At 38.4% G+C, this 13,164-nt stretch carries 17 protein-coding genes; 4 read left to right on the forward strand and 13 right to left on the reverse strand.

What is annotated here, in order from left to right:
- Positions 1-172 precede the first annotated feature (172 nt).
- From GQR53_RS13900 to folB, 8 genes are all read right to left on the reverse strand, one after another.
- Positions 173-850, reverse strand: a complete 678-nt coding sequence (locus tag GQR53_RS13900; RefSeq protein WP_165744221.1) for an SAM-dependent methyltransferase — start codon at positions 848-850, stop codon at positions 173-175.
- Positions 850-1,617 (reverse strand): ABC transporter permease, encoded by a 768-nt coding sequence (locus GQR53_RS13905; protein ID WP_002961025.1) that lies wholly within the window; start codon positions 1,615-1,617, stop codon positions 850-852. Before GQR53_RS13905 ends, GQR53_RS13900 begins: the two co-directional genes overlap by 1 nt.
- Positions 1,618-2,547 (reverse strand): ABC transporter ATP-binding protein, encoded by a 930-nt coding sequence (locus GQR53_RS13910; RefSeq protein WP_165744222.1) that lies wholly within the window; start codon positions 2,545-2,547, stop codon positions 1,618-1,620.
- Positions 2,547-3,167: a flavin prenyltransferase UbiX gene (locus GQR53_RS13915; RefSeq protein ID WP_002961027.1), complete on the reverse strand. Its 621-nt coding sequence runs from the start codon at positions 3,165-3,167 to the stop codon at positions 2,547-2,549. Before GQR53_RS13915 ends, GQR53_RS13910 begins: the two co-directional genes overlap by 1 nt.
- Before the next feature lies 1 nt (position 3,168).
- Positions 3,169-4,524, reverse strand: coding sequence for a UDP-N-acetylmuramate:L-alanyl-gamma-D-glutamyl-meso-diaminopimelate ligase (mpl, locus tag GQR53_RS13920; protein WP_024604059.1), 1,356 nt, complete (start codon positions 4,522-4,524; stop codon positions 3,169-3,171).
- Between the two features lie 183 nt (positions 4,525-4,707).
- On the reverse strand, positions 4,708-5,499 hold the full coding sequence (locus GQR53_RS13925; RefSeq protein WP_165744223.1) for an undecaprenyl-diphosphate phosphatase: 792 nt from the start codon (positions 5,497-5,499) through the stop codon (positions 4,708-4,710).
- Complete coding sequence (gene folK / locus GQR53_RS13930) at positions 5,496-5,984, reverse strand: 2-amino-4-hydroxy-6-hydroxymethyldihydropteridine diphosphokinase (protein WP_024604057.1); 489 nt, start codon at positions 5,982-5,984, stop codon at positions 5,496-5,498. The genes GQR53_RS13925 and folK overlap by 4 nt, the downstream gene beginning before the upstream one ends.
- Positions 5,985-6,344 (reverse strand): dihydroneopterin aldolase, encoded by a 360-nt coding sequence (gene folB, locus GQR53_RS13935; RefSeq protein ID WP_024604056.1) that lies wholly within the window; start codon positions 6,342-6,344, stop codon positions 5,985-5,987. It lies immediately after the preceding gene.
- A 230-nt stretch (positions 6,345-6,574) separates the two neighbouring features.
- Here folB and plsY point away from each other — a divergent pair, with 230 nt between their 5' ends.
- On the forward strand, positions 6,575-7,186 hold the full coding sequence (gene plsY, locus GQR53_RS13940; protein ID WP_002961038.1) for a glycerol-3-phosphate 1-O-acyltransferase PlsY: 612 nt from the start codon (positions 6,575-6,577) through the stop codon (positions 7,184-7,186).
- 11 nt (positions 7,187-7,197) lie between these two features.
- Here the strand turns inward: plsY and tsaD are convergent, their stop codons facing one another.
- Genes tsaD through GQR53_RS13955 form a run of 3 tightly spaced genes read right to left on the reverse strand, consistent with a single transcriptional unit; the run spans position 7,198 to position 9,186 of the window.
- Positions 7,198-8,211: a tRNA (adenosine(37)-N6)-threonylcarbamoyltransferase complex transferase subunit TsaD gene (gene tsaD / locus GQR53_RS13945; RefSeq protein WP_165744224.1), complete on the reverse strand. Its 1,014-nt coding sequence runs from the start codon at positions 8,209-8,211 to the stop codon at positions 7,198-7,200.
- Between the two features lie 38 nt (positions 8,212-8,249).
- Entirely contained in the window at positions 8,250-8,840 is a 591-nt protein-coding gene (locus tag GQR53_RS13950) for a YjaG family protein (RefSeq protein ID WP_002961040.1), read from the reverse strand.
- Positions 8,833-9,186: a DUF2007 domain-containing protein gene (locus GQR53_RS13955; RefSeq protein ID WP_165744225.1), complete on the reverse strand. Its 354-nt coding sequence runs from the start codon at positions 9,184-9,186 to the stop codon at positions 8,833-8,835. The genes GQR53_RS13950 and GQR53_RS13955 overlap by 8 nt, the downstream gene beginning before the upstream one ends.
- An 83-nt stretch (positions 9,187-9,269) precedes the next feature.
- Between GQR53_RS13955 and GQR53_RS13960 the strand changes: the two genes are divergently transcribed.
- The 3 genes from GQR53_RS13960 (at position 9,270) to GQR53_RS13970 (ending at position 11,666) form a co-directional block, all read left to right on the forward strand.
- Positions 9,270-9,692, forward strand: coding sequence for a DUF2721 domain-containing protein (locus tag GQR53_RS13960; protein WP_002961042.1), 423 nt, complete (start codon positions 9,270-9,272; stop codon positions 9,690-9,692).
- 377 nt (positions 9,693-10,069) lie between these two features.
- Positions 10,070-10,954, forward strand: coding sequence for a LysR family transcriptional regulator (locus tag GQR53_RS13965; protein ID WP_002961044.1), 885 nt, complete (start codon positions 10,070-10,072; stop codon positions 10,952-10,954).
- A 91-nt stretch (positions 10,955-11,045) separates the two neighbouring features.
- On the forward strand, positions 11,046-11,666 hold the full coding sequence (locus GQR53_RS13970) for a 2OG-Fe(II) oxygenase (RefSeq protein ID WP_165744226.1): 621 nt from the start codon (positions 11,046-11,048) through the stop codon (positions 11,664-11,666).
- A gap of 38 nt (positions 11,667-11,704) precedes the next feature.
- Here GQR53_RS13970 and ubiA read toward each other — a convergent pair whose 3' ends face one another.
- Entirely contained in the window at positions 11,705-12,583 is an 879-nt protein-coding gene (gene ubiA, locus GQR53_RS13975; protein WP_165744227.1) for a 4-hydroxybenzoate octaprenyltransferase, read from the reverse strand.
- Positions 12,580-13,119 carry a chorismate lyase gene (locus tag GQR53_RS13980; protein WP_165744228.1) on the reverse strand — a complete coding sequence of 180 codons (540 nt, stop codon included), beginning with the start codon at positions 13,117-13,119 and terminating at the stop codon, positions 12,580-12,582. The genes ubiA and GQR53_RS13980 overlap by 4 nt, the downstream gene beginning before the upstream one ends.
- Positions 13,120-13,164: the final 45 nt, after the last annotated feature.

Below are 13,164 nucleotides of genomic sequence, written 5' to 3' on the forward strand. Positions count from 1 at the left end.
TAAGATCATAAATTGCTGTGCCTGTCACGTTTTGGGGATTCGTCAGCCCAAAGGGCAGCACATGTTTGGTCTTTATGCTGCGTTATCGCCTATTTATGGGGAATAACCACACTACATAGGCTCCGCCTTGCCTAAAAACCAAACATGCTGCTGCAAAATCAATCACGAAAGGTCAACACGCCCTAGGTAAGTTTATAATGAGTCGGTGGCTTTGCTGGCCACTGGCCCAGTATTTACGCTCAAAAGGCGTAATTGCATCGTCTGACTCATAAAGTGTTACATCGCAAGGGTTGCCTGTTAATTCAAGCGCCCGAGCAAACTCCTTAACGTAAATATCCCAATTGCTGCGCACTTCTAATTTTCCACCTAACTTAACGATAAATGGAAAAATAGCTGCGCCATGCCAGCGCCTACGAATATGCTTAGATTTAGGCCACGGGTTTGGATACAACAAATAATGGTGCGTAGGTTGCCAATTGGCGGCTACCGCTAAACGCCAAAAGTCATTTAAATCTGCTTGCACTAAGATGTACTGACCACTGGCGGTTTGCTTATATTCAACATCGTGCTTATCTAATCGGTGCGAAGATTTATCAATACCAATTATAAGTGCGTCAGGGTGGCGCTTAGCTAAGTTAGCTGAGCTTTCACCCACGCCACAACACGAGTCCAAAATAAGCGGACCACTAAAGGCTTGTACTTTAGCGTTTACTTCATCAAATGCGGCCTGAGTATGCGCTGCAATCGGTTTTTTAAACTCAGCCTCTAAGTGCTTATTTACTATTTCATCAAGCTTTTCGTGAATACCCGCTTGATTAGATACAATACTACGTGAATTTGCATCACTCATTAGTGTCTTAGCCCCACACCTTTTTTAATTAAAGTTAGCGCTAAAGTAAATAACACCGTAATAAACACCAAAATAACACCTAGCGCTACACTTAAATCAACATCCGACACACCTAAAAAGCCATAGCGAAATGCATTTACCATATAAATAATAGGGTTTATTTGCGATACGTTTTGCCAAAATTCTGGCAATAACGTTATTGAATAAAATACACCGCCTAAGTAAGTTAATGGCGTTAGTATAAAGGTGGGAATAATGCTTATATCGTCAAAGCTATTTGCGTAAATTGCATTAATTAAACCACCTAAAGCAAACACAGCTGAGGTTAAAATAACGGTCGCCATAATTACAAAAATATTATGAATTTGAATATCAACAAATAATAACGATACACAGGTAACTATAAAGCCCACCATAATACCACGCGTCATACCGCCGCCCATATAACCCAGTACAATGATGTAATTAGGCACAGGTGCAACTAAAAGCTCTTCAATACTTTTTTGAAATTTTGTTGAGTAAAAACTAGAGGCTACGTTGGAATAGGAATTAGTAATAACCGACATCATTATAAGGCCAGGTACAATAAACTCCATATAACTAAAGCCGCCCATATCACCAATACGTGAACCAATTAAGTTACCAAAAATAACAAAATATAAGCTCATCGTAATTGCTGGCGGCACTAAGGTTTGTACCCAGATACGTAAAAAACGAATACACTCTTTAATCCATAAACTCTTTAAGGCTACGCCATATTTAAACATTTATTCGCCCCGCCCTTGCTCTAGTAATCCTACAAATAACTCTTCTAGTCTGTTTGCTTTATTTCGCATACTCAATACTGTATTACCTTGGGTTGTTAATGCGCTAAATACCGCATTTAAGCCCTGTGATTTAGCGACTTCTATTTCAACAGTATGATCGTCCGTCATCGTAAACTTATAACCTTCAAGCGTGACAGGGTTTGCTGGCATTTTTAAATCTAAAATAAAGGTTTCTTTATCAAGTTTTGCAAGCAGTGCTTTAATGGTGGTGTTTTCAACAATTCGACCAGAATCAATAATCGCTATGTTTTTACACAGTAACTCAGCTTCCTCAAGGTAGTGTGTGGTTAAAATAATAGTAACGCCTTGCTCATTTATTTGGCGTAAAAAATCCCACATTGAACGACGAAGTTCTATGTCTACACCCGCTGTTGGCTCATCAAGTATAAGTAATTTTGGCTCGTGCATAAGGGCGCGTGCAATCATTAATCGACGTTTCATTCCGCCTGAAAGCGTACGAGCTTGCTTGTCTTTTTTCTCTAATAAACCCAGCTGTGCTAGGTATTTATCAGCACGTTTATGGGCTTCGCCACGTGGCACACCATAATAACCGGCTTGGTTAACCAGTATTTGGCTAAGCGTTTCAAACTGGCTAAAGTTAAATTCTTGCGGCACTAAGCCTAAATGCGCTTTTGCAGCTTCTAAATCAGTATCAATATCACAGCCAAATACTTCTACTTTGCCTTTTGTTTTATTAACAAGTGACGAAATAACACCAATAGTGGTTGATTTACCGGCTCCATTTGGACCAAGCAAAGCGAAAAAATCGCCCTCTTCAACTTGTAAATCAACGCCTTTAATTGCCTCAACACCATTTTTATAAACCTTGGTAAGGCCTTCTATATTTAAAGCAATATTTTGCTTATTCATTACTTACCCTCACCATAACCCCAACGTTTTGTTAGGTTATGCTCAATGTTTAAATGATCTAAAATTCTCGCCACCATAAAATCAACTAAGTCTTCGATACTTTGTGGCTTATGATAAAAACCAGGTGCGGCTGGCATAATTGTTACCCCTAGACGAGATAACTTAAGCATGTTTTCTAAATGAATTTCGTTAAATGGTGTTTCGCGAGGCACTAAAATGAGCTGTCCGCGTTCTTTAATTACCACATCAGCGGCGCGCTCTAATAAATTATCAGACGCCCCCACTGCAATTGCAGAAACCGACCCGGCACTACATGGGCATACTACCATTTTTTTAGGAGCAGCAGAGCCCGAAGCCACAGGGCTAAACCAGTTATCTTTACCGTATACTTTTAGCTGTTCAGGTTTGGCATTAAACAGCGTACTTAACTGCTCTGTGGCTTTATCTTCATTACCAGAGAGCTTAATATTTGATTCTGTATCAAGCACCACGCGTGCTGCACTTGAAATGAGAACGTAGACCTGAAATTGCTGCTCTAGTAATACTTCAAGTAACCTAAGCCCATAAGGCGCACCCGATGCACCACTAAATGCGAGCGTAATTCTATCTTTAAATTGCACACTATTCTCCGCTGTATTTATCAGCTAAGCCATCAACAAGGTGTTGATGAAGGCCATTAAAACCGCCATTGCTCATAATTAAAATATGTTGATTAGGCTCAATATTTTCAAGCACTGTATCAATAATTGTTTGTGTGCTGTTAAAGCACTGCATGCCTGCTTTATCTGCTTGCTCTTTTAGCGACCAATTTAGATTCTCTGGTTCAAAAAGGAGTACGTTGTCAGCATCACGTAATGAATCTAATAATGTATGTTGGTGTACGCCCATTTTCATGGTGTTTGAGCGCGGCTCTAAAATAGCGATAATTTTTTCATCGCCTACTTTTGCGCGCAATCCTGCAAGCGTAGTTTTAATTGCTGTTGGGTGATGCGCAAAGTCGTCATACACTTTAATATTATTTATATCCGCCTTTAGCTCCATACGCCTTTTAGGGCTAATAAACTCTCCTAAAGCATCAATACTATGATCAATGGCTATACCCACATGGCGCGCTGCTGCGATAGTCATAATCGCATTTTGAACGTTATGCTCGCCTATTGCTTGCCAACAGACAGTGCCCTGCTTTTCGCCATTAAGTAATACATTAAACTCACTTCCATCGGCTTTTATTAATTCATAGCTCCAATCATCGCCTAGCGTTTCGCTTTCGCTCCAAAGCCCTTGTGCTATTACGTCATTAAGCGCTACGTCTTGCTTTGGCCAAATTACCTTGCCGCTTTGAGGTAATGTACGCATTAAGTGATGAAATTGTTTTTTTATTGCGTTTAAATCTTCAAAAATATCAGCGTGATCGAATTCAAGATTATTTAAGATAAGTGTACGCGGGAGGTAGTGTACAAACTTACTGCGCTTATCAAAAAAAGCTGTGTCGTATTCATCGGCTTCAATAACAAAAAATGGCGTTTCACCCACTTTTGCCGATACACCAAAATTTTGCACTATGCCGCCAATTAAAAACCCTGGTTTTAAACCTGCGTACTCTAATACCCACGCAAGCATACTTGCTGTGGTTGTTTTACCATGCGTACCAGCAACCGCAAGCACCCAAGAATCTTGCAGTAAGTTATGCTTAAGCCACTCAGGGCCAGATGTATAAGGCAGACCTTTATCAAGCACATATTCAACACATGGGTTACCACGGCTCATTGCATTACCAATAACGACCATATCTGGCTTTGGCTCTAATTGAGATACGTCATAGCCTTGAGTTAGTTCAATGCCAAGCTCTTCAAGTTGCGTACTCATTGGTGGGTAAACGTTTTGATCGGAACCCGTTACTTTATGACCCAGCGATTTAGCAATGGCTGCAATACCACCCATAAACGTGCCACAAATACCCAAAATATGTATATGCATATACTTTCCTTAAATCGTATGCTCACTTTACAGCTATGCAAAGTTTAATGGCGCTATAATGCCAAAATTCGTGCTTAGTTACCATTGCGAGTAAGCATTTCACTCGTGCCAAAATGACCACTTGATAATAAAAAAGCCTTCTTAATTAGAAGGCTTTTTCATTAGTCATTATTTGCTACATCATTAAAATACTATTAAACCTACACCGAGCAATAAACGATATATCACAAATGGCAACATGCCCATTCGCTCTATTACTTTTAAAAACATAAATATACATGCATAAGCCGATAAGAACGATAGCACCACACCTAGTAATAATGTATTCCAATCAACCACATGGTCACTCAAAGCAAGCTCTGCAGTATAATAAAGCCCCATCATAGAAATAATTGGAATTGCCAGTAAGAACGAAAAACGCGCTGCGCTTTGCTTATTCATTCCAAGCATTAAACCAGCAGTCATCGTGATACCTGAGCGAGAAGTTCCCGGGATCATTGCAACAGCTTGTGCAAAACCAATAATAAGTGCTGTTTTCCAATTAAGCTGATAAATAGTTTTAATTTGCTTACCTTTTGCATCCGCGTACCAAAGCAATAAACCAAACACAATTGTGGTAGTAGCAATTACCCAAGCGCTTCGTAGGTACAACTCTATAAAGTCTTTTAAAAGTAAGCCTAAAATAGCGGCAGGCACAGTGCCTAAAATTATCCACCAACCTAGCTTACTATCATCAGTAGTACCCTGTGATCCAAAGGATTTAAACCACGCACTGAGTATGTCGACGACCTCTTTGCGAAAATAAATAACAACGGCAATTAAAGTACCAACATGTACTGCCACGTCAAACGCAAGCCCTTGATCTTCCCAGCCTAAAATTTGCGATGGGAGAATTAAGTGCGCAGAACTAGATATTGGTAAAAACTCAGTAAATCCCTGTATGAGGGCTAAAATAATTATTTCGATGATACTCATGGGTTAGAAAACTCCACCTTCCATAGCTTTTGTTGAGGGTTATTATATTCATTCCATAACTGCGCAATCGTTTGTTTAGCTACAGGATGATAGAAATCTGGGGCAACCTCGCTAAGAGGTTGTAATACAAATGCGTTTTTAGTTATTTCATCTCGTGGTAATTGTGCTGGAGAAGCGCAAATTACATCATCATAAAATAGTAAATCTAAATCGAGCGTTCGTGGACTAAATTTTTTATCGTTCGCTGTGCGTCCATTATCACGCTCTATTTGTTTTAATAAAGCGCATACATCAACAAGCGACATATCAGTTGTAGCGCCAACGACTGAATTATAAAAATTATTGCCAGCAAACCCAACTGCTTCACTTTCAAAAACAGACGAGTGTACAATATGTTCAAAGTGCTGCTTAAGTGCAATTAATGCACATTGTATATAATGCGCTTTATTTATATTTGACCCTAGGCTGATATAAATTTGAGCCATTTAGTCAGTTGCCTTAACGCGTGTAATTTCAACACCTACAGTTTGCGCTTGTGCTACTGCTGCTGGTTTACTTACTCTTATAGTAACTTGTGGAGTATTAAACTCGCTTAAAATAATATGCGCTAATTGTTCAACTAAAGTTTCTAGCAACTCTACAGGTTTTAAAGTGCAGTGCTCAATAACTCGCTCACTTACTTTTGAGTAATCGAGTGCTAAATTAATATCGTCATTTTCAGCTGCAGGCTTAATATCGCTTAGCATTTCAATATCAAAATAAAGGCTCTGTTTACTTTCTTTTTCAAAGTCGTACACTCCAATAATAGTGTCGACATGCAATTGAGATATAAAAACCTTATCCATTGATACTCCAAATAACAACAAACTACTAAGCAACTATACTAAGCATCAATAAAATTAATACTGTATATGGTTTAGCCAGTGTTTAAATATGTAAAAATAACTTCTACAATAGCAAAATAACTAAACTAGCTATTAAATAGCCTGTTAATAATTTTTACGATAAATTTTGCTGCCAATAATAGCCTAAAAGCACTATCAATTGGTATAGCAATTAAAAAATAAGGAAGCGCGTGTTAGCCACTATAATGTTTGTTTTAGCTTATTTACTTGGGTCGATTTCGTCGGCTATTTTAGTGTCGCGGTTGTTCAAACTCCCAGACCCTCGTAATAGTGGTTCTAATAACCCAGGAGCTACAAATGTTTATAGATTAGGCGGAGCATTTCCGGCTTGCTTGGTTCTAGTGTTTGATATTTTAAAAGGCACTATTCCGGTATGGGGGGCTTATTTTTTAGAAGTTGAACCTTTAGAGCTTGGTTTAGTCGCAGTAGCTGCTTGTTTAGGCCATATGTACCCACTGTTTTTTAGCTTCAAAGGCGGTAAAGCCGTAGCAACGGCATTTGGCTCATTATTACCTATTGGCTTATCATTGGCAGGTTTACTTGTGTGTACTTGGTTAGTTATAGTGGCAATAACACGCTATTCATCACTGGCGGCGCTTGTAGCTGTATCTTTAGCGCCCTTGTATACATGGCTAATAAAGCCACTTTATACTCTTCCCGTTACTTTTATCACGCTGTTAATTATATTTCGTCACCGTACTAATATTATTCGATTATTTAGTGGGGAAGAACCAAAAGTGGGTGCTAAAAAAGCACCCACTGATGAAAACAAAAATATCTAAAATATGAGTCATTAAATCGGCTCAAGGCTATCTATAGGCCAACGAGGTTTTGTTTTCATATCAAGCGTGGCAAATTGCCCTGCTTTTAAACGTTGCATTCCGGCATAAGCAATCATTGCACCATTGTCGGTACAAAATTCAGTACGCGGATAAAACACTTCGCCTTTCATACCTTTCATTACGCGTTCGAGCTGCAGTCGAAGCTGTGTATTCGCACTTACGCCACCGGCGATAACCAAACGCTTAATACCTGTTTGTTTAAGCGCACGCTTACACTTAATAACGAGGGTATCAATAACCGCAGTTTGAAATGCATGCGCTATATCAGCTTTGGTTTGATCGTCGTCGTCATTTTCACGAATCGTGATTGATGCCGCTGTTTTTAAACCACTAAAACTAAAATCAAGACCTGGCTTGTCGGTCATAGGGCGAGGAAATACAAAGCGCTTTGCTACGCCTTGTTCAGCCATTTTAGCTAAGCGCGGGCCACCGGGGTAATCAAGACCAAGTAACTTAGCCGTTTTATCAAAGGCCTCGCCTGCGGCATCATCAACTGACTCACCTAGTACTTCGTATTGTCCAATACCCGCTACTTTAACCATCATGGTATGACCGCCCGATACAAGCAATGCAATAAACGGAAACTCAGGGGTATTTTCCTCAAGCATCGGAGCAAGTAAATGCCCTTCCATGTGATGTACTGCTACCGCAGGTATATCCCAGCCGTATGCTAATGAGCGACCAATAGACGTACCTACCAATAATGCACCAACTAGACCTGGGCCTGCAGTATAAGCAATACCGTCTAAATCTTCAGGGCCACAACCTGCTTGTGCAAATGCTGCATCTATAAGTGGTAATGTTTTACGAACATGATCGCGCGATGCAAGTTCCGGCACTACACCGCCGTAATCAGCGTGTACTTTTACTTGGCTGTATAATTGATGAGCTAACAAGCCTTTTTCGTCGTCATATATTGCAATACCCGTTTCATCACATGACGATTCAATGCCTAAAATTCGCACTGTACTTCTCCTGCCTTTTAAATTCTACTTTGCTTCTTTTATAACGTAAGACCAATATTTGTTTGGCCATCTTCAAGGGCAAACTTTTTGAGTGCCTTTACGCTATCAGAGGTAATACGCCCCATATTTTCTACAAAATCAATTAGCTCACCTAATACTTCAATTTCGTACTGCATTAATGGGTGCTCTCTCACTGCTGTGTTATCAGCAATCTCACCTTCAACCGTCATTTGATATTCAATAAAGCGAGCCACTGTTGCTTGAGATATTTTGCTCACACTAATGAACTCTTGCTCATCTTGCGCCACTAAACCGTGCATTAAGCTAAGTAAAGACGTTGCAGCATCAATAGCAGGATAAGTACCAAACATATCAAAATCAGCAAGTTCAGGAACATTTGGCTCTATTTTTTCAACTTGTTTTTCGAGATCTATTTTACTTTTAGGCAGTAATATTTTTTCCCAACAAACATTAAGCGAATTACGTAATAAGGTTTCATCACCAAAACCTGTTGCTTCGCTAAATAAACCGTAATTTGGCAGCATTCGCTCTATTAAAGCACTTGCTAAAACAGCCTTTTGTAAATAGTTAAGCTCTCTAATACGCTGAAAATTATTTGCTTTAGTCATTCTTTAACGTCTCACACGACCAACAAAAATCAAATGTTGATCCATTATGCTCATTACAGTTAGGGCACACCCAATCTGGAGCGGATTGTTTTACTTGTTGATAGTTTACCAATATTTGGCGCGCATGGCGCTCTTTTATCGCATAAACCTGCACACTAACTTGCGCCTGATCAAATGGAATTTCTCCTAATGCGCCTTGGAGCATCTCGCCTTTTATTTTACATTCAATACCACCAGTTTGTATTAAACCTTTAATAATATTAGCTTCAAGGGTGTTTTCGGCTTTATAAATTGTGATCCACTGAAAAGAGCTATCTGTTGTGTTGTTATTATTAATATTTTGCAATACTCACCTCATTTATTTTGTGTTAACAATATCCTACGCTAAATTATTAGCATACTAACATGCTGCACTTTTAAGGAATCAACATGACACTAACAACTCCGGGCTTACTTTTTCCGGCCATATCGCTGCTATTACTTGCCTATACAAACCGATTTTTAGTTTTAGCGCAATTAATTAGGGAGCTAAATGCGCGTGAAGGTGAATCTATTCGGCCTGTTGTAGTGGCTCAAATCACTAACTTACGTAAACGTATTAAGCTAATTAGAACGATGCAAGTGTACGGGGTAGCCTCTTTTCTACTGTGTACACTATCAATGTTTGCATTATTTATTGAGTTTAATGCCACAGGAATTATTTTATTTGGCATTAGCTTAGCTTGCTTAAGTTTATCGTTATTAACGTCTTTATTTGAAATACATATTTCCTGTGATGCAATCGAGATAGAACTACAAAGCATTGAAAATAAACCACTAAGTAGCCGAATAAATAGAAATTTTGTAAAATAGTTTATTATAAATAAAACACTCTATTATTTGTCACAATCATGTTGTATGAATGCCCCTTTTTGGGGCGTACTTTTTTATTAATTAGAACAATTTAATCCAAATATACTAACTAACTTACTGACTACAAATAAGTTTACTTAGCTAGCCCATTGCAAAAACATAGATAAAATACAATAAACAACTAGTTATGAATTTAAAAAGCAATACTATTTGGTCGCTTTTCTCTTTAATTAATACTAAAAGGGGGGTATCCTGCTGGAAACACGTATGAACTTGCAACCGTATTTCAATATAGAATTTTACTAAACTTTAGAATAAAAATTAATATATTTGATGTCCGTGGTATCTGCGACTTACTTATAAAAAGGGACTATAAAGTGAGATTTGAACAATTAGAGCAATTTGTAGCACTTGGTATATTACGTCATTTTAGACAAGCTGCTGAACAAACCCAAATTAGTACTTCAGCGCTAACGCGCAGCATTCAAACACTTGAAGATGAAATGGGATATGAGTTAGTAAAACGCTCAACACGCTCTGTTAAATTAACGCCAGAAGGCGAGCTTTTTCTAGAATATGCTAAAACGACCCTATCGGAACTTGAGCTAACGAAAAAGCGGATTTTTCAATCAGTAAACGGTAATGCCAATGAAAAGCTCGTTATTGGGTATACCAATAAGGCAAGCAGCATAGTCCCTATTTCTTGTGGACAGTTTTTAGCTCAATACCCTCATATAAAAATTGAGATGCAGCTACAAGATCAGCAAGAGCTAACGCGCAAACTCCAACAAGGTGAAATAGACATTAGCGTATACTCTCAAGCTATTAATAGTATTGGTAGTGACATTCACTTACCAGATCAGCTTGTGTTATTTGTTTCAAAAAACCACCCTCTTGCCCATAAAAACGATATAAGTAAACAAAACCTTGATAGCTACCCGATGTTTGGCTGTTTCTCTGAGTCTAAACAAGTACAAACTATGCTTAATGAAGCGATTGATTCTTTAAATAAATCATCAAGTATTAAAGTGGGCAGTATTGAGCAAGTAATGGCAGGTGTAGTTAAATCAGACCATTTTGCTATTGCAAGCATTGAACATGCTAATGCAATCGCAGAGAATTCTGAATTAGTACAACTTAAAACAAATAAAGGTTTAAACCACGAACAACTCGTTGTACAAACAAGCCAACAGACGTCGATTACTGAACATGTAGAGCATTTACTATCGCTTATAAAAAAAGCGGGTGCTGCATTTAGCTAATCTGATGTTTCAAAAAGTGCGGCACAATAAACAGTAGCTTTTAACAGCTTTTCGGCTACACTGTCGCACCTTTTTTAAACAGCTGATGTGAATGAACACACTTTTTGGTCCTGATGTCTATCTAGATGATATAGAACGCCAAGGATATACCGTAATTCATAACGCGCTTATTGCCGATTTAGTTAACGATTTAGTTGCAGACTGCCACCGTATAAACCCTCACTTTAGCCTTGCTGGTATTGGTCGATTAAATGACTTACAAATAGATAAAACCGTACGTACTGATAAAACCTATTGGTTTGACGGCAGCTCTCAAGCACAGCTTACCTATCAAGCAATAATGCAAAGTATAAAGACTACGTTAAATCGCAGTTTTTTTATGGGGTTATTTGATTACGAATGCCATTATGCAAAATATACACAGGGTGATTTTTACAAAAAGCACTTAGATGCATTTAAAGGTCGCTCTAATCGAGTATTTACAACGGTACTTTATTTAAATACGCCTAAGCAAGGTGGCGAACTTGTTATTTATAAACCTAAAAGTAAAGAGATAGAAATAACAATTAAACCAACTGCTGGCACATTAGTAATGTTTGAAAGCGAACGCTTTGCCCACGAAGTACTTCCCGCCGTTGACGATCGCTATTCTGTTGCAGGCTGGTTTAGGAAAAACACCTCTATTAGCGGCATTATTGATCCGCCCCGATAACTCCTAATAGAGCATTTTAACAGCCTTTATTGAGGCTTTTAAAATGCTATTGGGTATGAAAGTAATAGCCCTATAAAGATAGCCAAACCCACGTAATGATTATTTAAAAACGCTTTAAAACAGGCATCTCTTTCACGTTTATGAATAAGCGTTTGTTGGTATGCCAATAGGCCCGCAGCAATACTTAAACCAACGCCAAATGCGACACTTAAATGATTGCTTATACCAATAAAAGCAACCAACGCTATAAATACAGCATTAAGTAAAAAGATAATATGGCGGTCGTATTTACCAAATAAAATAGCGGTTGATTTTACCCCTATTTTTAAATCGTCGTCCCTATCAACCATCGCATACATGGTATCGTAAGCCACTGTCCAGCAAATATTGGCTATAAATAATAACCATGCCTGCTGTGGTAGTGCATTAATTGAAGCCATATACGCCATAGGAATAGCCCAACCAAATGCAGCCCCTAAAATAACTTGAGGTAACTGTGTATAGCGCTTCATAAAGGGGTAACAAAAGGCTAAAGCCAAAGCACCAAAAGAAAGCAAAATAGTATTAACGCTAAGCATTAATACTAAAATGAACGCAATAACTATGAGTAGTAAAAATAGACTAAGTGTTTCACCACTACTCACCTGCCCTGAAGCTAGCGGCCGTTGAGCTGTGCGTTTTACCGAGCCGTCTATTTTTCTATCTGCAAAATCATTAATTACACACCCTGCGCTACGCATAACAACAACGCCCAGCGTGAATATAATAAGGTTGAGTAAGCTCGGCATCCCACTATTAGCAAGCCATAAAGCCCAGTATGTTGGCCAAAGTAATAACAAGGTACCAATGGGCTTATCTATACGCATTAACTGTATATAATAAGGAATATGTTTTGGCTTTAAAGCGGCTAATTTCATGAGTATAAATATGCTCCAGGTAAAAACACTTCACACACTAAAAACTTATATTCTTTGAGTGAGAATACACTTCGACGCCCTAGTAAGTTTTTCTCGGGTAAGTTCAATTTTGTAACTAATTGCTGAATAGGGTGCGTGTCATCAAAATAAGCAATTTCTATATCCGTTCGTTTTAATGCTGGGTCTTGAAAAATCACATCACCTAAAGGACGCTCGCCCATATTGTGCAAAGGATTAATAGAATCATTTTTCGGAAGCCAGCTTTGTGCGTACACCACTGGTTTGTTATCGCACAGTAAGAGAACTTCTCGATTCATAGCTGTTTTAGCTGTGCTATTTAGTAGTAAGTTTTGCTCTGGGCTTAAAGTAAATAACTGCTCACTTAATACCTTTACATTAAAAGTTTTTGAGTTGCTTTTTAATTTAGCCGTTAATGAATTCTGTTCAAAAAGCCACTCTTGCTCTAGAGGAGATAAGTCACTTATATAAGAAGTGGACTGCCAATTAGCAGATATAGACAGAGGATAAGTAATCATAATAGCTCAACAAAATAAAAAACAACGAGATGATACCATTGCCAA

The sequence above is a fragment of the Pseudoalteromonas sp. Z9A6 genome, from assembly GCF_011378805.1.
GTDB lineage: Bacteria > Pseudomonadota > Gammaproteobacteria > Enterobacterales > Alteromonadaceae > Pseudoalteromonas > Pseudoalteromonas distincta.